The following is a 22506-nucleotide window of genomic DNA, read 5'->3' as shown; positions in this document are numbered from 1 at the left end:
CTCTTAGTCTTATTGTTTATTTTTTCTGCTTTTGTCGGACTGATGAAGTTTCCATCTATATTGACTTCGGGTGCTACTTCGTTTTCGATGGGTAACAAAGTTGGTGTTATTGAGCTTCGTGGCGCGATTACAGATTCTAAGAACACTATTGAACAGTTGATTGTTTTTGCTACGGACGATTCGATTAAGGCAATTGTGCTCCGTGTAGATTCTCCTGGTGGTGGTGTTGGTCCATCTCAAGAGATTTATTCAGAGGTTGCTCGAATCACTCAAGATAAACCTATTATTGTTTCAATGGGTTCTGTCGCTGCATCGGGTGGTTATTACGTTGCTGCTCCAGCAAATAAGATTTACGCAAATCCTGGCACGATTACGGGTAGTATTGGTGTCATCATGGAGTTTACTAACGTTTTAGACTTGATGGATAAAATTGGGCTTAAAACACGCGTTGTTAAGAGTGGAACTCATAAAGATATAGGTTCATCTGTGCGTGATATGACTTCAGAAGAGCAAGCATTGCTCCAGGGGTTAATCGATGATGTTCATTCGCAGTTTGTTGCCGCAGTGAGTGAAGGTCGTGATCTCTCTGAAGGGGAAGTTCGTAAGCTTGCAGATGGACGAATTTTTACAGGTAGACAAGCGCTACAGGTAGGGTTAATTGATGAACTGGGTGGTTTAAGGGTTGCCATTACAGAGGCTGCTCGACAGGGTGGAATCGTTGGTGAACCAAACATTGTTTACCCCGAAGAACCATCGGTCAGTTTAATTGATTATTTTGTTGGAACGACACTTTCTAAGGTGGAACAATACATGATGACAAACCATACATCGGGTTTGCAAGTGATGTGGTCACCAGCCAACTAAGGGTATTTATATGACTAAAAGTCAGTTGATTGAAAAGTTAATGGATGAAGATTCTCAGTTGAATAAAAAAGAATCTGAGCTAATTGTGAATACGATTTTTGATAGTATTAGTAATGCTTTGGTTCGTGGCGATCGTGTTGAAATTAGAGGGTTTGGATCCTTTTCGATTCGCGAGCGCGAAGCACGTCAAGCTCGCAATCCTAAAAGTGGTAATTTGATTGATATACCTTCAAAAAAGACCCCCTTCTTTAAAACGGGTAAAGAGTTGCGTGAACGCGTAGATATCTGCTAGGGAGTCATTATGACTATTAGCTCAAATACACACTTAAGTATCTCTTCTGAGCTTGTTGGTGAAATTCAACAGCTTCAACAAGGTCAATCAGTCATTAAACTCGTAACGTTACCTTCTATGGTTGCTGATGACTTCGGATTGGTACACGGAGGTTTTATCTTTGGCCTTGCAGATTATGCTGCAATGCTTGCGGTGAATGAACCCACTGTGGTACTCGGCTCCGCTGATTCACGCTTTATTGCACCAGTTAAGGCCGGTGATGCACCCATCGCAACTGCGATTGTTATTGAACAGAAGGGTAAAAAATATACTGTTGAATGCATGGTTAAGGTTAATGATAAACCCGTTTATTCGGGGACATTCACCTGCTTTGTTGTCGATAAGCATGTATTGAGTTAACTATCATATGCGATAGTATTGATTAAGGCCTCATGTGAACGATGAGGCCTTTTTACGTTTGTCAGGCTGACGAACTTCACATGGACCTACTGCGAAAAAGCCTGACTTGGTCCATATTCCCGACAATTTTCGACAAATAGGCCAGCTATTCGCTCTCAAATTCTCGAAAATCTGGACTCAAGCAGTCTATTTCTCGCTACGGCCTGTCAAGTCCGACAGCCTGCTAGGTTTCTAAATGGATGTTGCTAAACATAAAAATATAGTGATACGTCTTACCGTTTCAAGTCAAGTTCAGCGTATCGATCAAACTATTTCAGATCAATGTCATGAGTTGTCACCAACATTGACACGAAAGATCATTGATGTTGGCGGTGTTCATCTTAATGGCCGACGAGTGCGAATGTGTAACTTGTCTGTAGGTGAAGGCGATAAAATTGAAATATTTATTGATGGATTAGAACTTAAATACTATCGTCTTTCTGATAAAGATATTATCTATCAAGATGATTATATCATTACCATCAATAAGCCAACGCAGATTGATTCACAACCCACCCCAGCACGTTATAAGGGAACTCTTTATGAGGCGTTGTTGCTGTGGCTGCAAGATCCTTTTCGCTTACATTTGAAGCCAACCCTAGGTATGGTACAACGATTGGATCGTGATACTTCAGGTGTTATGATTTTTTCAATTCACCAACGTGCTCATAAAGCGTTGACAGCTCTTTTTACCCAACGTCAGGCAAAAAAAAAATATTTAGCATTGGTGTGTGGTCAATTAGCCGACGACGAGGGTGAATTCACTTCCACACTGGCTAGAAATAGAGCTACCAATAAGATGAAAACGGTTGAAAAGGGCGGTAAACTTGCTATAACACGCTATTGTTCGTTACATCGATTTGAAAAATTTACTTTGGTTGAGGTCGATATTCCAACCGGTCGAATGCATCAGATTCGTGTCCATTTCTCCGAGGCAGGTCATCCACTAGTTGGTGATGATCGTTATGGTTATGATGCCTCGATTCTTGATGTTGCCGTGACTCGAACGATGCTACATTCATGGGAGCTCGAATGTGACCACCCTGTTACAAAAAAGAAAATGAATTTCAAAGTTTCTCCTCCTCACGATTTCATGCAGCTTCTTACTCTTTTAGGATGGCAAGGTCATGTTGACTTATCCTCACATTGATTCCATAGCTTTTCAGGTAGGTCCCCTAGCAGTTCGGTGGTACGGTTTGATGTATCTGTTCGGATTTATGTGTGCTTACCTTTTAATTTTACGTTTAACAAAAAAAAGTGAGCTTAATATTAATTCTGATACTGTCGCCGATTTGCTTTTCTCTTGTGTATTGGGTGTTGTTTTAGGCGGTCGAATTGGTTATACCCTGTTTTACAATTTGAATTACTATTGGCATCATCCTATCGAAGTCTTTTATGTTTGGCAGGGTGGTATGAGCTTTCATGGTGGGTTGCTCGGCGTTATTGTTGCTGCGTCGTTGTTTTGTCGTAAGCGCCAACTTCCGATGGGCAAGCTTGCTGATATTCTTGTGATTTCATCTTGCTGTGGTTTGTTTTTTGGTCGTATAGGTAACTTTATTAATGGCGAACTGTGGGGTAGGGTGTCAGATGTCCCTTGGGCAATGATTTTTCCTGGTGCAGGGCCGTATCCTCGTCATCCTAGTCAACTTTATGAGGCTCTTCTTGAGGGGCCTATTTTGTTGATAATTTTGTTACTGATCAATCGTCAGCGTTTTAAACCGTGGACAGTCTTTTTCTCCTTTATCTCTTGCTATGCTTTGTTTCGGTTTATTGTTGAATTTTTCCGCCAGCCTGATGCGCACCTTGGAATTTTATCAACGGGTGTCACCATGGGGCAGATGCTCTCGTTACCCATGTTAGTGGTTGGAGTAGTCGGAGCTATACTCCTTAATCGAAAGAGGTCACTGTGATAGGGAAGATAAGGGCAGTTGTATTTGATTGTGATGGGGTGATGTTTGATAGTCAGCAAGCTAATCTGGCATTTTATAATCAAATTTTTCGACACTTTGGTGTTGCAGATGTAACTCCTGATCAGCATGAGCGAGTAAAGGTATGTCATACTGCTTCAAGTCCTCAGGTTTTTGAGATTCTGTTAGGTCCTGAGCGCATTGATGAAGCGATCACTTACGCCACGACTGTAGACTATTCACAATTTATTCCTCAATTGCTGCCTGAGCCAGGTCTTTTGACTGTTCTTGAACGGTTAGCTGTGAGTTATCCACTAGCGATAGCGACAAACCGTGGCTCAAGTATGGTTAAAATACTCGAATACTTTAACCTGAGCCATTATTTCACCCATGTTGTAACACATCTTGATGTTGAACGACCTAAACCAAATCCTGATATACTCTTTGAGGCTGCTAAACGGTTAGGACATTCACCTGATAATCTTCTTTTTATCGGTGATTCAGAGTTTGACAAACAAGCAGCACAGGGATCAGGGTGCCAGTTTGTGTCATATAAGTGGGATGGTGGGGTGAGAATTGGTCACCATCTAGACTTATTGAAACTTTTGAATGTTTAGAATAGCTGTTGTTTTAGGAACTGATGTCCAGTTCAAAAGATTTATTCATCTCTAAAACATGACCATGATCGCATCGAGTATAACTGACACTATCCATCAAACTATGAATTAAGAATATTCCTCGTCCGTGATCTTTTGTCGGGTCAGGTTCAATAATGTTGACTTCACGAATATCAAACCCTTGTCCTTGATCGTAAACTTTTATACAAAGATTGTTTTGCGAAACATTAATTGTAATGTGTACTTCTTTGTTAGGATCATTTTGATTTGCATGCTTGATCGCATTCGCCATCGCTTCTGTTAAAACAAGATTAATATGATATGCAAGCTCATCACGGTTGTCTTTAAAATTTTTAAGTGTGTAAGCAATATCTTCCCCGATCTTGCCAATGAGGCCGAGGTATCGAGTTTGATTAGGGACTTTGATGTCCATCTCAAGCTGATTTTTCATGATCTATACTCCTGTTGTCAGCTGCAGTGGCGGACGAAATGACCACGTGGTACTTATACCGCCCTAAGAGGTTTTTCTAGTAGCTTGCTTGTGCGTCGTCTGAGTTTGGGAAGATTTCAAAAACTCGATGCAGTCGCGTTAATTCAAACATCGATTTCACTTGTGTTTGAAGACCACACAGTTTAAGAACTCCTTCGCGAGAACTGGCATTCTTAAAACCTGAGACGAGTGCACCTAAACCTGATGAATCAATGAAACGTACTTGCGCAAGATCAATGATGATTTTTACTTTACCCTCTTCAAAAAGGGTTAGAAGTTGTACTTTTAATTCATTACTATTGTGAGCATCTAAGCGTTCTTCTACAATTTTCAATGTAACAATCTCTCCATGTTCTTCCATAATGACATTCATGCTTACTCTCCTTGTGTTAAACTTTCTAATTGTATTTTATTCGTCAATTTTCAAAACAACCATGGTGACATCATCGTTAAAATGTCTTCTTCCTTGAAACATACGCGCTAAACTCATTGTTTGGTCAATAATTTCCTGCGCACTAAGTGATGCGTTCTCTAGAATAGCATTTTTCAACTGATCCATACCAAACAACTCTTCATTGTTGTTCTCAGCTTCAACAATACCATCGGTATACATGACGAGAATATCACCAGGATAAAGTTGGCAGTGTTGCTCCTCAAACGTAACGTCCGTTTGAATCCCAAGTATTAGCCCTTCAGCATCGAGTTCTTCAAATGATTTATCGTGGTGACGTAATATGAGTGGATGGTTATGTCCAGCATTACCGTAAGTAATTTGATTCTTTTCTAAATCATATTGTAGATAAAACATTGTAATAAACAATTCTGCTTTACTTAAATCGTCATGTAAAAATCGATTTAAAGCATCGAGAATTGAAGTTGGTGAGGGGAGTTGTCTTGCTCGAGCTTGAATAAAAGTTCGTGCTTCGGCCATAAGTAGTGCCGCACCAATGTTGTGGCCCGAAACATCAGCAACAATAATATCAAACTCTGGCGGTTGGATGATGAAATCATAGTAATCACCACCGATCTGTTTCGCTGGAACACAAATTGCTGCAATATCGTGTTTTGCCAACTCTGGCATTTTTCCGGGCAATAAACCAAGTTGAATCGATTCGGCAATGTGTAACTCTTTTTCCTGTTCACTGGCCTCAATTAACTGCATTGTTTGATTGGCATTGCGCCAGGCAATGCCGATTTGAGCTGCTAGGTTTTTATAAAGTTCAATAAATTCGCTCGTATAAATACCCTTAGCGTAGCGTGAATAAGACGAAAGAACTCCGATAGGTTGACCCTCTACCGTTATTGGTGCATGGGCAAAAGATTTAATCCCTTCCTTGCGGATAATCTCCATTGATACTGGCTTGTCAATGCAGTCTGAATCGTTGGCAAGTACGACTTTGTTATGAATATATGTTGTGCCGATACAGGTTTCTTCATTGATCTCTCTGTTCGCATGAGATAAAAAGTCGGTATCAATACCCTTGAAATTTCGGACATCTAGCGTATTAGCTTGATCGTTATAGATTCGGATGGCGCATAAGTCGAAGCGAAATTGTCGATAAAGAAGATCAAGGATATTATCGAAAATAGAATCCAAGTCTGATCCGCTAGAAACGGTATGGGCCGCTTCATAAAGAACCGTAAGTTGTTCACGACTTGCATCACGGCTTAAGCTAACTGTACCAAAGATGTTGAATACATCTTCCATTTTACTGCCACGGGCTGAAAGATAGTTTTCAATAATAATGCGAGCTGCCGCTGCGCCAACAGAAGCCGCTAATGTTTTCTCAGTGAAAAGCTTTAAATCTGGTATTTCAAATTCTGACAAGCTTCCTTTTTCATCAATTGCTCTATCGCCTAAATAGCCAGAAATCGCTGAATTTGCCTGTTTTTCACCAATAAATTTAGTCATTAAATCGACAAATTCCATGATGGTTGGTGCTTTACTTATGCGTGTTCTGTTTTGTGGGGTTTGTTTCCATGTTGATACTTCAACAAAACGTAGTGCTTGGTCTGCTTCACTCGCCGAAGGTGTCGTAATAATTGAAATAGTGAGAAATGATCCAAGGTTGAAAAATAAGGTCCAAAATAGTGAATGGGACCAAATATCTAAGGTGTTTAAATAAAACAGAGCGGTTGGGCGGAGACTTTCAATTCCAAATGGCCCTTCTGTGATAACACTTAACGAAATCCATCCCGTATCAACAAATGTTGGCACAATGAGGGTGTAAAACCACAGTACAAAACCTAAGATAAGGCCAACGGCAGCACCACGGTGAGTGGCTCGATTCCAATATAATCCACCCAGTAAAGCAGGAGCAAATTGAGTTGCCGCCATGAATGAGATCAAGCCGATGTTGATAAGGGCTGCCGATTCACCCAGTGTCCGATAATAAAAATAACCAAGGTAAATAATTGAAACGATTGCTACGCGTTTAATGTTAAGCAGTAATCCAGAAATGTCGGCCATTTTAAAATTACAACGTAAGATAATTGGCATGACCAGATTATTTAATACCATGGTTGCCGAGGCAACAGCCTCAAGCATGACCATCCCTGCTGCAGCAGAAAAACCACCAATGAACACCATTACAGCAAGAGCATGCTGGCCCGAGGCAAGGGGCAAGCTTAATACGTAGTAATCAGCAAGGGTTGTATCACCATTGAACGTAATGATGCCACCAAGAGCAATGGGTAAAACAAACAGATTCAATAGAAACAAATAGGCAGGAAATGCCCACATGGCAGTTTTAATGTGATTAGGATCTGAATTTTCGATGACCATTACATGAAATTGTCGGGGTAAAAACATGATCGCCATCATCGACATGAACGTCATCGAGAACCAACGTGTTCCACTACCACATTCGGCTGGAATAAGGAGTAGGTGTTGTTTTTCAGGAAAGCGCGCTGAAAATTGACTGAAAATATCGATAAATCCGTCAAAGAGTCCATAGGTAACAAAGATTCCAATGGCTAGAAAGGCAAAGAGTTTAACAATAGATTCTAGCGCCACAACTGCCATGAGTCCTTCATGGTGTTCCGTGCTGTCGAGCCGCATGGCACCAAAAAGAATGCAAAATACGGCCAATATAAGAGCGACAATGAATGTTGTATCAATAAACTGTGGCCCAAACGGCACGATAGATTGTATCGGTGATGAGGCTTTTTCTGGTAACCCTGCTAATATATTGAAGGTATAAGCGATTGCTTTTAACTGTAGCGCGATATAGGGGACAATACCTAACACCGCAAAAATAGTGACGATGCTACCAAGGTAGGTCGATTTACCGTAGCGACTCGAAATGAAGTCGGCAATACTGACAATGTTTTGCTGTTTGCTGATTATGATAATTTTTCGCAGTAAAAACCACCAAGAAAAACAGATCAATGTTGGGCCAAGGTAGATGGTCAAAAAATCTAAACCAGAGGTTGCAGCACGTCCTACGCTGCCATAGTAGGTCCATGATGTACAATATACAGCAAGTGTAAGCGAATAGATGTGCGGGTTTGAAACAATACTACGGCCTGCTTTTCGCCTCTTGAGTGCATAGAATGCAAAGGAAAAAAGGATGGCAAAGTAGATAATGGTTGTGACGCTTATTTGTTGCAAGGACATCAGTCAACCCCCGAACTGTGATCAGAATCATTATCTTCAATGGTGCGGGTAAAAATGTAAATGACAGCAATAGAAATCGGCCAGCCGAAGAACAGGTAGATAACGAGTAGGGGGACCCCTAGGAATGTTTCTACTCGATTGAAAATTTGTAGAAATGGAAAGTTGAGCATGACAACGCCAAGGAAGAAAAAAATCAACCAAATTTGCCGTTGTTGAGTTGTGGATTCATTCGACATAACACCTCCAAACTCTTGCACTATCTTGATTAGCCACAGTATAAGGTACAATGTTCGGGGTGTCGATAGCTGTATACGGATTGTTGTAAATTAAATGGTTTGATTCTTAAGGAGGAGTGGGGTGTTTGTCTTTGAGTTGATTTAAATTGATCGTAATCTCGACCTGTCTGCTGTGACTCGAAAGCGTAAACACAGAAAAACTTGTGTAAACATGGCCTTTTTTGTGTATGTAACGTTTGGTTTCGAAGGCGAGTTTCGAATGTTGGGCCGTAAGTAACTTAAGTTGTTTTTGTTGGTTTTAATCCTCCGGCGATGATCTCCACGGAACGGAAGGATGGTCAGTCCTTCTTGGATATTTTGTTCTGCCTATATCGCCATGACTGGATTTTAAAAAGTATCGATCCAGTATGAAGCGTAGATTGAAAAAAACGGCAACCTATTGGAGGTCGCCGCACAATTCATTGCAAAATATTTAAGTCTATCAAAAACTACCCTGCCCCAAACACTGGAGCCAATCGTTGCCATATCCCTTGTGACCGTTTCAGGCTGGCCTCTTTGCCACACTGTAGGGCCAATTGTAATTCCTGAACATCTTCCTGGTCATGAGGTTCCAAAGCATGATAAAAGATTCCCGCCGCCCGTGCTTGACGTAAAAAACCTTCTGAAGCCGAATCGGCGAGCAAGATGATTTTGATATTCTTCTGTAGATGACGAAAGATCGGGATCACGTCAAGGACGTTACTGCCATCAAAGGTGGCACCAACAATCAAGATTGCCGGTTTTTGCTGACGCAACACCTCGATCGACTCAGACACACTGTTAACCTGATAGGGGGTGCAGTCAGCATTACGCACCGCATTATGTAATAACGATGACGATGATGATGACGTATCATGTTCCGTATTGTAAGCAATCATGACTGGGAACATAGCGCTCCTCCTATCTTAAAAGAACCCCCTTGGTCAACATTTTGTCTGCTGACCAAAGGAGGATAGTTAACGATTGTTCTTAGTTACTTTTTTGCTCGGCAACCTCTTTTGGGCTGGCAACCGCTTTAACAATACCCATCATAACCATCACTGCAGGAACCAGTTGCGCTACCACGATCAGAGCACAAAAACCGAGGAAAGCCCAGACGATGAACCCGCTGTTGTCAACACGGCCTGCTGTTGAAGCCAAAGCAGGAGAAGAAGCGAGAAGAGTAAACAGAGCGGTTAAGGTGATGTTTTTAAGAGCTTTCATGGTTGTGGTCCCTTTCAAATTGTTTAAAAAAATATGAGTATGAATCGTTCAATCAAATAATTAGTGGTTTTCAGCGTGACCAAATACACCCTTGATCATTCCAAATCCCATAATAAAAGCTGGAATCAGTTGGGCTACAACGATCAAGCCGCAGAAGCCAAGGAACAACCATGTGATCAAACCACTGTTTTCACCCTGTTGACCTGCGAATGCTGGAGCTGCAGTAAGAGCGAGAAGTAACAGGCTTGTGGTAATCTTAGTAAGTGATTTCATGGCGTCCTCCGAAATATGTGTTTTTGATGCTTCGTTGTTGCGTTCTTGTCTTTCTTATATAGCGAGAGTTGTGCCAAGAAATGATTTGTCGATAAATAAAAAGATAACTAGCTGATATTGTACAGTTTTTTATGGGGTTCGTGAGCAGGTCTAGTCAGTGGTGAGTGTGATAAACGTATGAAAAAATTATTCAGAAGATTATAAGAAAGAGGACAAATAAAGAGTGGAAAAAGAGGAAAGCTCAATTTTATCAGTAGGTTAAGCAGTAATAGATAAAATATACGCTAAATATATTTTACATATTCATTTTATGTACAGGGATGCTCCATAGTAAATATCGGTCAATCGATCCAGTTACTCAAGCTTTCAGCATAATATCAGGCTGTGTGGCAATAACACCGATCATATAATCTCGATTGTTCCTCAATTTTAAATTCTTCTGGATACCGTTTACTGCTCAAAGTGTTGAACATATCAGTTATTGTGATTATTTCACTATCAGGTGTCTGCAATACTAGGGGTGTCCAGTTTTCTTCACCAAATTGTTGTACTGAAATTCGACTAAACAGACATTGTCGGCCTTGGTCACGTTTGAAAAGTATTCAGATAGATATGCGACCTTTATTGATACAATATTTGATATACCGATCGATAGAACGTGCTAGCTGAAAACAGCATCAGGTAATAGTACTGTGGTTTTAAGTTTTCTTCCCGCATCTATTTACACCATCTATACATTCTTAATCACAGCAGAGAAGCCTAAGCTGGCAACGAATTGACATAATTTTCAGAAGTTGAAAACAAGATTGCATTAATTTTGCTGTCTGTGGTATAAGTATCAAATATATGTTTGTGCAGAGATAATTTGTTAGACGAGATTTGTAATTAATCAGTCACGAATATGCTATGTAAACCTCTTTCGGTTTCGTGGTTTTTTATTTTTACGTAGATATGGTTTGCACAACAAAAAGCATTCCCGCAGGGGAGCATGGAGTTTAAAATGGCTGAAGGTACAGTAAAGTGGTTCAATGATGCAAAAGGTTTTGGTTTTATCGAGCAAGAGAGTGGAGATGATTTGTTCGTTCATCATTCTGAAATCCAAGGCGAGGGCTTTAAATCTCTAGCCGAGGGAGACCGTGTAATTTTTGATATTACTCAAGGTCAAAAAGGTCCTCAAGCATCAAATGTCCGCAAATAAATAGAAAAAGTTTCTAAATCGCTGACAACTCAAGAGCCCTACGGTTTATCCGTAGGGCTCTTTTGCGTTTAGTTCAATGGCTCAATCGTAACATCGAAGATATTAGATGGTTCGCATCTCAATTGTCATAAAAATGAGATGAAGTCTCGACAGGGACGTCGTCTACAAATCCATCCCCTAACTTCGTCTAAGGCCTGCCATTTCCTCCCGCTTCATGTTGCTAAGTTCTTACAATCGAGTACCTCCGATTTCGGGATCGGTAGCGCGGGAGATTTTCTCACGTAGTGAACTATTGATTTTGCTGGAGAAGAAATAGCGATGATGATCGCTAACAAGCGCCGTATCTAGGTTTTCATGTTTTGCGGGTTAGTAGCCTGGTATCCATTACTTGATTGAGAAGTTTATGGATACAGACAATGCTAAAGCTGAGGTGTTGTCAGGTTCAATATGGATGGCTACAGACATCACGTTGCAACGCTGATTTAGGGCGGTGGGCGTTATCGAGTGAGCGCATTGATACTCGTTCAAGGGTCGCGTCAATATCGTTAGCTGTGAGGTCGCTCAGGGCGTTATCGCTAATAAGTTGATAGAGGTCAAGCTCCATGCGGCGCATTAAGCGCTCGCCGTGTTTCTCGGACCAGTTGGGTCGTTGCTCTTGATGCCACGCGATTGCGACGGCTTTAAATGTTTGAGCTTGATCGTGATGAGATTTTTTATCGATAGATGGGGCGATGTCTTGAGCGAGGAGGGCTCGTTCTTGCTATGCTTGGTTCGTGCATCGCGCAGCCTAACGTCAGGATGCTTGCCGGGGCTAAGGTTTTTGGTTTACCGTCAAAGCGATAATGATACCGCTATAAATTGCCGCCAGCAGGGGTGATGAGGAGGTACGGCCCTTTGCCGTCGGTAATTGTATGTTTCGCCTGTTACAGGCTAACGACTATGAAAACAAAAAAGCCCTTGAAAATCAAGGGCTTTGTTTGTGTATGTTACGTATGTTGTTTTCGTTTGGTGCCGAAGGCGAGAATCGAACTCGCACGACGGTTAAGTCACACGCCCCTCAAGCGTGCGTGTCTACCAGTTCCACCACTTCGGCATTAACGAAATGCATTTATACGTATTGAAGCGCTACATGTCAATAGTGAATTGACGTAAGTTTCGCTTTTATTCTGCTGCTGCAGGAGCTGGGGCTTGTTCCTGAGTTTGTACTGCTTGAACTTGGTCAGGCATGAGGCTATCAGAGCCTGGCTTACCGTAAAAATAGGTAAGGGATAGGCTGGTAAGCATGAAAATAAATGCTGCACTTGTTGTCAGCTTGCTCATGAAACTGCGACCACCTGAAGCACCAAATACGGTCTGGCTTGCGCCACCACCAAATGAAGCACCGGCATCAGCACCTTTGCCTGCTTGCAGCAAAACGATAACGATCAGGGCAATACAAACAATAACGTGTAGTGTTAGTAGAAAAGTAACCATTTGTTGCGGTTTCTCCTAGTTTTGCTTTGATTCAGAGAATCAAGGTCTATGGTTCAATGATTATTTTTTGCTGTACCAAATAACAGCGCTGAAATATAGCATAGGTTTATCAGTATTGCCAAGAGCTGATTTCTTGTTTTAGTTTCATGATGTTAGTTTTGTACCACTTTTAGTGGTTTCGGGTAGTTAGCAATGGCGATAAAGTCACTTGCCGTCAAACTAGCACCGCCAACTAATGCTCCATCAATGTCTGCTTCGGCCATCAGTTCACCAATGTTGCTTGGTTTAACACTGCCGCCATAAATGATACGGGTAGCTTCAGCGATCTCATGGCTAAATAAGCCACTGAGTAGGCCTCGAATAAAAGCATGAACCTCAGCGGCTTCTTCACTTGTTGCCGTTTTCCCAGTGCCAATGGCCCAGATAGGTTCGTAAGCAATGACAAGCTTCTCTGCTTGCGCTGGGGTGATCTCATTGAGTGCCAGACTGAGTTGACTGGTGATTACGTCGAACATTTCATTGCTTTCGCGTTGCTTTAAGGTTTCGCCAAGGCAAACAATCGCGGTTAAGCCAGAGTTGATCGCGGCATGGGTTTTGGCATTAACAAAGTTGTCGGTTTCCCCGAAAAATTGGCGACGTTCAGAGTGGCCGAGGATGACATAACTGCATCCTGCATCGGCGAGGAGTGGTGCCGAAACTTCCCCTGTGAATGCACCTGAGTCAACACAGTGACAGTTTTGTCCTGCTACTTGAATGGAGCTTGAGGCACAAATCTGTGTGACGCTTGCAAGTGCTGTAAAAACGGGCGCAATGACAATATCGGTGTTCGTTGTATTGCCAAGCTCTGCTTTTAAGTCCTCAGCGAGTTGAGTTGCTTCGGCGATGGTGTTATTTAGTTTCCAGTTTCCTGCAATAAGTGGCTTACGCATTTTATATTTATTCTCCTGACACATTCTTGTCGGTTAAGGCGGCGATTCCGGGAAGGATTTTACCTTCTAAAAATTCGAGTGAAGCTCCACCTCCGGTCGAAATATGAGTCATCTTGTCGTTTAGTCCTGCTTTGTTGACGGCAGCAACGGAGTCTCCTCCGCCAATGATTGAAATTGCTGTTGACTCTGCGAGAGCTTCGGCAACGGTAAATGTTCCTTTGGCAAAGGTTGGGAATTCAAACACGCCCATAGGGCCGTTCCAGACGACGGTGGCGGCAGAACTCATCACTTCAGCATACCGTTGGGCTGTTTTAGGGCCAATATCAAGCGCCATGTGGTCTGCGGGGAAGTTGTCATTATTGCAACAGCTTGGAGTCGCATCTTTCGAAAACTGTTTTGCAATAATATGATCTTCTGGCAGTAGTAGGTCGACACCCTGATCTTTAGCTTTTTTAAGCAATGATAATGCTAGCTCAAGTTGATCTTCTTCAACAAGGGATGTTCCAATGCAGTAACCCTGTGCCTTAAGGAAGGTATAGGCCATTCCACCACCGATAAGGAGTGAGTCGACCTTATCAATGAGTTTGTTGATGACAGTAATTTTATCACTGACTTTTGCACCACCGAGCACGGCGACGAAGGGTCGTTTTGGTGTGTCGAGTGCTTTACCAAGATATTGTAACTCTTTGGCCATTAAATAACCTGCTGCCGCACTCGCAACGTATTGGGTGATCCCTTCGGTTGATGCGTGGGCGCGATGCGCCGTGCCAAAAGCATCGTTAACATAAATGTCTGCGAGTTTTGCTAGCTTTTCACTGAACTGTGGATCGTTTTTTTCTTCTTGTTGATGAAAGCGAACATTTTCTAGCAAGATCACATCACCATTGTTCATTAAGTCAATCAACGCTTCAACTTCACTGCCAATACATTCTGTTGCCATGGTGACAGGCTGTTGTAGTAATTTTGAGAGAAAGGGTGCAATAGGAGCTAGGCTCAAGCTGGCAACATTTTTACCCTTAGGGCGGCCCAAGTGTGATGCAAGGATAAGTTTTCCACCTTGAGCTAAGATATAACGAATAGTTGGTAACGCTGCAATAATGCGTGTGTCGTCGGTAATGTTTTGTTCGTCATCTAAGGGGACGTTGAAGTCTACACGACAAAAAATTCGTTTACCTTGAAGGTCGAGATCACTAATGGAGATTTTGTTGAGCATTACTGACTCCTATTTGTAACAAAATTCATAAGGTGTTGGTTTTTAGCCTTTAGCGATCAGTGCAATGAGATCGACAATCCGTTCAGAATAACCCCATTCATTGTCGTACCATAACAATACCTTTACTAAGGTACCATCAATAACGTTGGTGGAAAGGGCATCAAAAATAACTGAAGATGAATCACCGTTGAAGTCACAGGAAACCAAGGGTTCATCGCTGTATTTAAGGACGCCGATAAGCTTTGAATTGGCGGCATTACGCATTGTTTGATTTATCTCATCTACCGACGTGGCTTTTTTTGTCACTATCACAAGATCGATGAGTGAGACATTAGGTGTTGGTACGCGGATAGATAGACCTGTTAGTTTACCTTGTAGTTCAGGGATAACGATACCAACAGCTTTGGTTGCGCCTGTTGTGGTTGGAATCATTGACAACGAAGCTGCACGACTACGACGCAGATCTGCGTGGGGTAGGTCGAGAATCTTCTGATCATTGGTGTAGGAGTGGACTGTTGTCATGCTGCCGTGAACAATGCCAAACTCTTCGTTAATGAGCTTAGCAACAGGTGCTAGGCAATTCGTGGTACATGATGCATTGGAGATGATGTGGTGTTGGTCTGGATCATAATCAGAGAAGTTGACCCCTTTAACCACTGTAATGTCCGAGTTTTTCCCAGGTGCGCTAATTACGACTTTTTTCGCGCCCGCTTCGAGATGTTTGGCTGCTTGTTCACGCTCACGAAATAGTCCTGTAGATTCAAGGACAATATCAATCCCCAGTTCTTTCCATGGTAAGTTGATAGGATCTTTTTCACAGGTAACTTTGATCTGCGACCCATTAACAATTATGTGCTGATCATCTGAATCAACATTGGCAGAAAAAGTACCGTGAACCGAGTCATATTTAAGCAGGTGAGCCATTGTTGCAGCATCGGTTAAGTCGTTGATCGCAACTATATCAAATTCAGTATTGCCCAGTGCTGCCCTGAGCACGTTGCGGCCAATGCGTCCAAAACCGTTAATAGCAACCTTTATAGCCATGGTGGTTCTCCTTAATGACAATTACATTACAATTTGAGCGATAGGTTCATAAATAGGTGTTTACAGGTGTTGCAATTATTCCCAACACCCCGGAATCATATAAAGTTGGATAATTTTCGTCAAGAAACTTAATCAGTTTATAATGATTTGGCTGCCGATCTGTGGAATTATTCAATTAAATTAAGGAATTATTGCTTGATTTTCCTTGATTGATAGGTTGCTTTTCAGGTATACCCTGAGCAAATTTAATCTATGCTTTTATATGGATTTGTCCTAAGTTAAATTTAGCCATTAGGCGCCTCGACCTAGCAGTCTGTCTGACTTGACGGGCCGTAGCGAGAAATAGACTGTTTGAGACTAGATTTTCGAGAGGTTGAGAGCGAATAGCTGGTCTATTTGTCGAAAATAATCGGGAATATGGGCCAAATCAGGTTGTTTCGCAGTAGGTTTATGTTACGTTTGACAGTCTGCTAAAGCTTTGTTTGAGGTTATATTACTACTCGTTCACTGGGGAATTTTGTTGCGTATTTGTCAATTGGCCAGTGGGAGTAAAGGGAACTCAATCTATATAGAAACTGAAAAGACCCGTATCCTCGTTGATGCTGGTCTTTCTGCGTTGCAGATCAGTAAGCGCTTGGCCGAGATAGGGGTCGCCGCTGAAACACTCAGCGCTGTTTTTGTGACTCATGAGCATTCAGATCATAGTCGAGGCCTTGGACCGTTATCACGACGCTATGATTTACCCATTTATCTTCATTGCGATACACATGAAGCGTTACCTAAAATTGGTTCGATATCGGAACGATTTTTTGAGATCGGTGAATCCTTCACATTTCAAGATGTTGAAGTGATACCGTTTCCGATTACTCATGATGCGATTGCGCCCGTTGGTTTTACCTTTGAAAGTGGTGAAGGTAAGATCGGTGTCGCAACGGATTTGGGTATTGCGACACGATTGGTTCAGAATCGTCTGCGTCAATGTAGTGCGTTGGTGCTAGAGACGAACCATGATGAAGAGATGTTGCGCGATGGACCTTATCCTTGGGAACTAAAGCAGCGTATCCGCAGTCATCATGGCCATTTATCAAACAACGAAGGTGCAGCTTTGTTTGATGAAGTGAAGTGGGCAGGGTTGCAGGCTGTTTTTTTAGCTCATTTGAGTGAAACAAACAATACTCCTCAGCTTGCACAACAGAGTATCGAGTCGGTATTGTCGCGCCAGAACGTTTGCCAACCACAACTTATTGTTGGCGAGCCCAAGCACGTGAGTCAGTGTTTTGATTTGGGTGTTTAAGTGCGTTTATAAAAGTAACCGCTTAATTCATAGATTCATTATTTGATATGTACGTAGGTTCGAAATTCACTTCCTTGTTAAGGAGAAATTATGGCCAGCAGGACTGCCAGTAGAATTGTCGTCGCTCTAAAAGACGGTGTTCGTGATGCCCGTGGTGAACGGGTTCGTCGTGAAATTCTAGAGTATCTCAAGATTAAACTCGATAGTGTTCGCACCATCGACATCTATACCGTTGATAGCGATTTGAGTGATGACGAGCTACTTGCCGCCGCTCAGGGGCCATTTAGTGACCCGGTTATTCAACAGTTTACCATCAATCAGCCCCTTGCTGATGATTTTGATCTACTGATTGAAGTTGGTTTTCGCCCTGGGGTAACAGATAATGCAGGTCGGACTGCTCGTGAAGCCATTCAGTATTTGACGGGTCGCTGCTTTGCCGATGAAGAAGGTGTTTATACTTCGGTACAGTATCTGCTCAAAGGTGATCTGGATAAGGCGACTGCTGAAAAAATTGCTGCCGATTTCCTTGCTAATGGCCTGATTCAGCGCTGGAGCATAGTTGGTCGTGATGAGTTTGATGTCAGCAAAGGGTTACCTGCTCAACCACCACGCGTTGTTAGTAGTGCAATACCTGAGATTCGTGAGATTAATTTAGAGGTCAGTGATAAAGAGCTGATGCAGATTAGCCGCGATGGCATGTTGGCGCTAAATCTCGAAGAGATGCTAGAGATCAAAGCGTTTATCGCTGATCCTGAAGTGCAAAAAAAACGTGCTGCTGCGGGAGTGACTAGTCAGCTGACTGATGCTGAGCTTGAAGCTCTCGCTCAAACATGGAGTGAGCACTGTAAGCATAAGATCTTCTCAGCGAAGATCAATTATGAAGATGAAACAGGGGAGAAAGAGACCATCGATTCTCTGTTTAAGACATTTATCGTTGGCGCAACCAGAGATATCCGCGCTGCAAAAGGCGATAAAGATATCTGCCTATCTGTATTTAAAGATAATGCAGGAGTTGTCAAGTTTACCGACGACTGGAGTATGGTCTACAAAGTAGAAACCCATAATTCACCCAGTGCTCTCGATCCTTACGGCGGAGCATTGACAGGTATTGTTGGTTGTAATCGTGATCCGTTTGGTACGGGTCGTGGTGCTCGTCTTATCTTTAATACCGATGTCTTTTGTTTTGCATCACCATTTTATGATAAGCCACTACCTCCGCGCTTACTTCATCCACGGCGTATTTTTGATGGCGTGGTCGAGGGTGTCGAGCACGGTGGCAACAAGAGTGGTATTCCAACCGTGAATGGTTCATTGGTTTTTGATGATCGTTTTGCTGGTAAGCCTTTGGTTTATTGCGGCTGTGCGGCATTGATGCCTGCTCAACTTCATGGTCGTCCAGGCCACGAAAAGAAGGCTGAAGTTGGTGACCATATTGTGATGGTTGGTGGTCGTGTTGGTAAAGATGGTATCCACGGTGCAACGTTTTCATCCGAAGAACTAAACGAAGATTCACCAGTAACAGCGGTACAGATTGGTGATCCAATCACCCAACGGCGCATGTTCGATTTTCTTCTCATTACCCGTGATCGTGGTTTATACAGCGCGATTACAGATAATGGTGCGGGTGGATTATCGTCATCTGTAGGTGAGATGGCTGAAGATACCGGTGGTTTCGAAATGCACCTTGATCGAATTCCGCTAAAATATGCAGGACTACAGCCGTGGGAGATTTTGATCTCTGAAGCGCAAGAGCGGATGACCATCGCGGTGCCGCCTGAACATTTAGAAGAGTTTTTAGCGCTATCTCGTGAGATGGATGTTGAATCGACGGATTTAGGTACCTTTACCGATTCAGGTTACTACCACTGCCTGTACGAAGGTAAATCAGCAACTTATTTACCGATGGAGTTTTTGCATGAGGGGACACCTCAAATGCAAATTCCTGCCAAGTGGGAAATTAAGACCCATGCCGAGCCTACTATCGATGAGTTACCAAGTGCTGCTGCTGCACTGGAAACGTTGCTCGGTAGTTTAAATGTGTGCTCTAAAGAATGTGTTGTTCGTCGTTTTGATCACGAAGTTCAAGGCGCAACGGTACAAAAACCACTCACAGGTGTCGATAATGACGGTCCAGCCGATGGTTCCGTAGTGCGACCACTGTTTGATTCCTTTGCCGGTATTTCAACTGCACATGGTATCTGTCCCCGTTACAGCGACATTGATACCTACCACATGATGGCTTGTGCTATTGATGAGTCGTTACGTAACTATGTTTCTGTTGGTGGTAATGTTGATCATGTTGCTGGGCTTGATAACTTCTGCTGGTGTGATCCTGTCGAAAGTGACCGGACTCCAGACGGACAATATAAAGCAGCTCAACTGGTTCGAGCCAACAAGGCATTGTACGATTACTGTCTTGCGTTCGGTGTGCCACTGATCTCTGGTAAAGATTCGATGAAGAATGACTATCAGATTGGTGATACAAAAATCTCCATTCCGCCTACCGTACTGTTCTCGGTCATCGGAAAAGTTGAAGATATTCGCAAGACCATCAGTATGGACGTTAAGCGTGCTGGGGATAAAGTTTATCTGCTCGGTGAAACAAAAGCTGAATTGGGTGCATCAGAACTCTTTACTCAATTAGGCTTTGTTGGTAATGCCGTGCCAACTGTCGATGCACCAACGGCGTTGCTACGTTATCGCAGCCTAAATCGTGCCCAGCAGGGGTGTTTGATCGCATCGTGTCATGACCTCTCCGATGGTGGCTTAGGTGTTGCCGCAGCCGAAACAGCCTTTGCCGGTGGTTTTGGTGTTCAAATTGATCTACGTCAGGTTCGTTGCCAAGGCAATTTAAGTGATATTGAAATCTTATATTCTGAATCACAAAGTCGTTTACTGGTCACCGTTTCTGAAGAGAATGCTGCGGAGTTCGAAAAGTTGTTTGCTGGTCAACAAGTGAGTTTACTTGGTGAAGTGACCGCTAAACCATCATTGCAGGTGACCGGAATAGACGGTACCGTCATTATTGACCGAGAAAATTCAGTCTTAAAAGAAGCTTGGCAAGCACCTTTGAGGGAGATGTAATATGACACAACAAGTTCGGGCAATTGTCATTTCTGGTAACGGAACTAACTGCGAACGCGAAGTTGCCAATGCATGTTTGTTGGCTGGAGCTGATGTCGCCGATATTGTACATATCTCACGTCTACTCGCTGGTGAAGTGAACCTTAACGACTACCATTTCCTCAATTTCGCTGGTGGCTTTCTCGATGGTGATGACCTCGGTAGTGCCAAAGCGGGCGCTAATCGCCTGCGGCATGCCGCTGTTACCAATAGTGAACAAACCCTTGCTGATCAAATCCTTGAGTTTGTTGCTTCAGGAAAATTGGTGATGGGTGTGTGTAATGGCTTCCAATTAATGGTCAAGATGGGCTTGTTGCCAGCACTCGACGGTGATCAGCGTCAAAACACAACCTTGACCTTTAATGACGGTGGTCGTTTTGAAGATCGCTGGACGTATCTCAAGGTCGATACCGATTCCCCGTGTGTTTTCACCCGAGGCCTTGAAGGGATTTATCTTCCTGTTCGTCATGGTGAAGGAAAATTTGTTACTGAGTCGGATACATTATTGCAACAGCTTGAAGACCAACACCTCAGTGTCTTAAAATATTGTGAAGCGGATTACCAAAATACTACGATGGAATATCCACTCAACCCTAACGGCTCCACAGCAGCAATTGCAGGTCTTTGTGACCAGACAGGGCGTATCTTCGGCTTAATGCCACACCCTGAGGCCTATGTCCATCGTACCCACCATCCACGGTGGACACGAGAAGAACTTCCAGAAGAGGGTATGGGCTTATGGCTATACCAAAATGCAATCACGTTCATTCGCGAGAATTTGCTTTAGTAAGTAAAAAATCCTTAGGGAGAGAAGAGCTTTATGTTGGATAAGTTTGAAGATGAATGTGGTGTTTTTGGAATCTATGGTCACCCTGAAGCGGCCAACCTAACTTACCTTGGCCTGTATGCGTTACAGCATCGTGGTCAAGAAAGTTGTGGCATTGTTGCCTCCGATGGCACTGCTTTACGTGCTTACCGTAAAATGGGGTTAGTTTCCGATGCGTTCAAAAACAACGCTGTATTTGATCAATTACCGGGTAGAAATGCCATTGGTCATGTGCGCTATTCAACTGCTGGCGGCAACGATATAAAAAACTGTCAGCCAATTATGGTTGATTATGTTCGTGGCAGTATTGCTGTGGCGCACAACGGTAACCTTGTTAACGCTCAAGAGTTGCGGAATGAATTAGAGCGCTTGGGATCAATCTTCTCAACGATAGCTGATACTGAAGTCATTATTCACCTGTTGGCGCGTGCTCAAAGCGACAGTTTGGCCGATCGAGTTATTGATGCTTTAAAGCGAGTACGTGGTGCCTATAGTTTGGTCTTTTTGACCGAAACTCGCATGGTTGCCGTACGCGATCCAAACGGTTTTAGACCGCTTATCTTAGGTATTGTTGACGGTGCTTATGTTGTGGCATCTGAAACCTGCGCCCTCGATCTGATCGAAGCAGAATTTGTTCGTGAGCTTGATCCTGGTGAGATGATCGTTGTTGATAAAGATGGGCTCCATTCATACCATCCTTTTGAAGTAGTAAAACCTTCACCATGTATCTTTGAATATGTTTATTTTGCACGTCCTGACAGCACAATCTTTGGTCGCGAAGTGTATGGTGTGCGTAAAGAGTCTGGTAGGCAGTTGGCGCGTGAATATCCTGTTGAAGCCGATGTGGTTGTCGCCATCCCTGATTCAGGAGTTCCAGCCGCCATCGGTTACGCGGAGGAATCTGGTATTCCGTTTGAGCTAGGGTTGATTCGTAACCATTATGTTGGGCGTACTTTTATTGAGCCACAACAATCCATTCGTCACTTCGGTGTTAAAATTAAACTTAACCCTGTTCGAGGAGTGATTGAAGGAAAACGAGTGGTCGTGGTTGATGATTCCGTCGTCCGCGGAACAACAGCACGTAAGATCATTAAAATGATTCGTAATGCTGGTGCTAAGGAAGTCCATTTAAGGATCTCTAGCCCACCAACCAGTCACCCTTGTTATTACGGTATAGACACGCCGACACGTACCGAGCTGATTGCTTCATCGCATAGCATTGAAGAAATTAATCGTTATGTGACCTCAGATACTTTGGGTTACCTTTCACAAGAGGGACTCCATAAGGCGACGGGTGGTTGTGATGGTGGCAGCTGTGAAGGGCAATTCTGTACCGCATGTTTCAGTGGCGACTATCCGGTCAAGTTTCCCCGTTTGAAGTCGGATAAGCAGCTCGGACTTTTTTAGAACAGATTTAAGGAGTGATGT

Annotated in this window: 23 protein-coding genes and 1 tRNA gene; 11 read left to right on the top strand and 13 right to left on the bottom strand. The window is 43.0% G+C overall.

What is annotated here, in order from left to right; genetic code table 11:
- Positions 1-87 precede the first annotated feature (87 nt).
- The 6 genes from sppA to ACZ5KY_RS12330 all read left to right on the top strand — a co-directional run bounded on the left by sppA (position 88) and on the right by ACZ5KY_RS12330 (position 4118).
- Positions 88-864: a signal peptide peptidase SppA gene (sppA, locus tag ACZ5KY_RS12355; protein WP_464244200.1), complete on the top strand. Its 777-nt coding sequence runs from the start codon at positions 88-90 to the stop codon at positions 862-864.
- Positions 865-874: 10 nt separating this feature from the next.
- Positions 875-1156: an integration host factor subunit beta gene (locus ACZ5KY_RS12350; RefSeq protein ID WP_464244199.1), complete on the top strand. Its 282-nt coding sequence runs from the start codon at positions 875-877 to the stop codon at positions 1154-1156.
- Between the two features lie 9 nt (positions 1157-1165).
- Complete coding sequence (locus tag ACZ5KY_RS12345) at positions 1166-1555, top strand: hotdog domain-containing protein (protein ID WP_464244198.1); 390 nt, start codon at positions 1166-1168, stop codon at positions 1553-1555.
- A gap of 235 nt (positions 1556-1790) precedes the next feature.
- Positions 1791-2744: an RluA family pseudouridine synthase gene (locus ACZ5KY_RS12340; protein WP_464244197.1), complete on the top strand. Its 954-nt coding sequence runs from the start codon at positions 1791-1793 to the stop codon at positions 2742-2744.
- The gene (gene lgt, locus ACZ5KY_RS12335; protein ID WP_464244667.1) at positions 2725-3504 is read left to right on the top strand and encodes a prolipoprotein diacylglyceryl transferase; all 780 of its coding nucleotides are present in this window, start codon (positions 2725-2727) and stop codon (positions 3502-3504) included. Before ACZ5KY_RS12340 ends, lgt begins: the two co-directional genes overlap by 20 nt.
- Positions 3501-4118, top strand: coding sequence for an HAD family hydrolase (locus tag ACZ5KY_RS12330; protein WP_464244196.1), 618 nt, complete (start codon positions 3501-3503; stop codon positions 4116-4118). Before lgt ends, ACZ5KY_RS12330 begins: the two co-directional genes overlap by 4 nt.
- Positions 4119-4131: 13 nt before the next feature.
- On the opposite strand, the gene ACZ5KY_RS12325 is transcribed toward ACZ5KY_RS12330, so the two are convergent.
- The 7 genes from ACZ5KY_RS12325 to ACZ5KY_RS12295 form a co-directional block, all read right to left on the bottom strand.
- Positions 4132-4569: an ATP-binding protein gene (locus ACZ5KY_RS12325; protein WP_464244195.1), complete on the bottom strand. Its 438-nt coding sequence runs from the start codon at positions 4567-4569 to the stop codon at positions 4132-4134.
- Between the two features lie 76 nt (positions 4570-4645).
- Positions 4646-4981: an STAS domain-containing protein gene (locus tag ACZ5KY_RS12320; RefSeq protein ID WP_464244194.1), complete on the bottom strand. Its 336-nt coding sequence runs from the start codon at positions 4979-4981 to the stop codon at positions 4646-4648.
- Between the two features lie 36 nt (positions 4982-5017).
- Complete coding sequence (locus ACZ5KY_RS12315; RefSeq protein ID WP_464244193.1) at positions 5018-8227, bottom strand: sodium:solute symporter family transporter; 3210 nt, start codon at positions 8225-8227, stop codon at positions 5018-5020.
- Complete coding sequence (locus tag ACZ5KY_RS12310; RefSeq protein ID WP_464244192.1) at positions 8227-8463, bottom strand: hypothetical protein; 237 nt, start codon at positions 8461-8463, stop codon at positions 8227-8229. The genes ACZ5KY_RS12315 and ACZ5KY_RS12310 overlap by 1 nt, the downstream gene beginning before the upstream one ends.
- Positions 8464-8951: 488 nt before the next feature.
- Positions 8952-9392, bottom strand: coding sequence for a response regulator receiver protein (locus ACZ5KY_RS12305; RefSeq protein ID WP_464244191.1), 441 nt, complete (start codon positions 9390-9392; stop codon positions 8952-8954).
- Positions 9393-9471: 79 nt separating this feature from the next.
- A complete protein-coding gene (locus tag ACZ5KY_RS12300) occupies positions 9472-9705 on the bottom strand; it encodes a hypothetical protein (RefSeq protein ID WP_464244190.1) in 234 nt (77 codons plus the stop codon).
- 60 nt (positions 9706-9765) lie between these two features.
- Positions 9766-9978: a hypothetical protein gene (locus ACZ5KY_RS12295; protein ID WP_464244189.1), complete on the bottom strand. Its 213-nt coding sequence runs from the start codon at positions 9976-9978 to the stop codon at positions 9766-9768.
- Between the two features lie 1000 nt (positions 9979-10978).
- Between ACZ5KY_RS12295 and ACZ5KY_RS12290 the strand changes: the two genes are divergently transcribed.
- Positions 10979-11176: a cold-shock protein gene (locus ACZ5KY_RS12290; protein ID WP_464244188.1), complete on the top strand. Its 198-nt coding sequence runs from the start codon at positions 10979-10981 to the stop codon at positions 11174-11176.
- Between the two features lie 442 nt (positions 11177-11618).
- On the opposite strand, the gene ACZ5KY_RS12285 is transcribed toward ACZ5KY_RS12290, so the two are convergent.
- From ACZ5KY_RS12285 to gap, 6 genes are all read right to left on the bottom strand, one after another.
- The gene (locus tag ACZ5KY_RS12285; RefSeq protein WP_464244666.1) at positions 11619-11897 is read right to left on the bottom strand and encodes a phage integrase central domain-containing protein; all 279 of its coding nucleotides are present in this window, start codon (positions 11895-11897) and stop codon (positions 11619-11621) included.
- Between the two features lie 285 nt (positions 11898-12182).
- Positions 12183-12269 (bottom strand) — tRNA-Leu (locus ACZ5KY_RS12280).
- Between the two features lie 68 nt (positions 12270-12337).
- Positions 12338-12649 carry a preprotein translocase subunit SecG gene (secG, locus tag ACZ5KY_RS12275; RefSeq protein WP_464244187.1) on the bottom strand — a complete coding sequence of 104 codons (312 nt, stop codon included), beginning with the start codon at positions 12647-12649 and terminating at the stop codon, positions 12338-12340.
- Positions 12650-12801: 152 nt separating this feature from the next.
- Positions 12802-13578 carry a triose-phosphate isomerase gene (gene tpiA / locus ACZ5KY_RS12270; protein ID WP_464244186.1) on the bottom strand — a complete coding sequence of 259 codons (777 nt, stop codon included), beginning with the start codon at positions 13576-13578 and terminating at the stop codon, positions 12802-12804.
- Between the two features lie 7 nt (positions 13579-13585).
- Positions 13586-14791, bottom strand: a complete 1206-nt coding sequence (locus ACZ5KY_RS12265) for a phosphoglycerate kinase (protein ID WP_464244185.1) — start codon at positions 14789-14791, stop codon at positions 13586-13588.
- A 42-nt stretch (positions 14792-14833) separates the two neighbouring features.
- Positions 14834-15835, bottom strand: coding sequence for a type I glyceraldehyde-3-phosphate dehydrogenase (gene gap, locus ACZ5KY_RS12260; RefSeq protein ID WP_464244184.1), 1002 nt, complete (start codon positions 15833-15835; stop codon positions 14834-14836).
- A gap of 520 nt (positions 15836-16355) precedes the next feature.
- On the opposite strand from gap, the gene ACZ5KY_RS12255 reads away from it, so the two are divergent.
- The 4 genes from ACZ5KY_RS12255 (at position 16356) to purF (ending at position 22485) form a co-directional block, all read left to right on the top strand.
- Entirely contained in the window at positions 16356-17129 is a 774-nt protein-coding gene (locus tag ACZ5KY_RS12255) for an MBL fold metallo-hydrolase (protein WP_464244183.1), read from the top strand.
- Positions 17130-17219: 90 nt separating this feature from the next.
- Positions 17220-20213, top strand: coding sequence for an AIR synthase-related protein (locus tag ACZ5KY_RS12250; RefSeq protein ID WP_464244182.1), 2994 nt, complete (start codon positions 17220-17222; stop codon positions 20211-20213).
- A gap of 1 nt (position 20214) precedes the next feature.
- Entirely contained in the window at positions 20215-21039 is an 825-nt protein-coding gene (locus ACZ5KY_RS12245; RefSeq protein WP_464244181.1) for a phosphoribosylformylglycinamidine synthase subunit PurQ, read from the top strand.
- 33 nt (positions 21040-21072) lie between these two features.
- Complete coding sequence (gene purF, locus ACZ5KY_RS12240) at positions 21073-22485, top strand: amidophosphoribosyltransferase (protein WP_464244180.1); 1413 nt, start codon at positions 21073-21075, stop codon at positions 22483-22485.
- The last annotated feature ends 21 nt before the right edge of the window (positions 22486-22506 follow it).

Source organism: Desulfuromonas svalbardensis (genome assembly GCF_055389415.1).
Note: the sequence above shows the minus strand (reverse complement) of the source record. Positions and strands in the feature narration are given on the sequence as shown.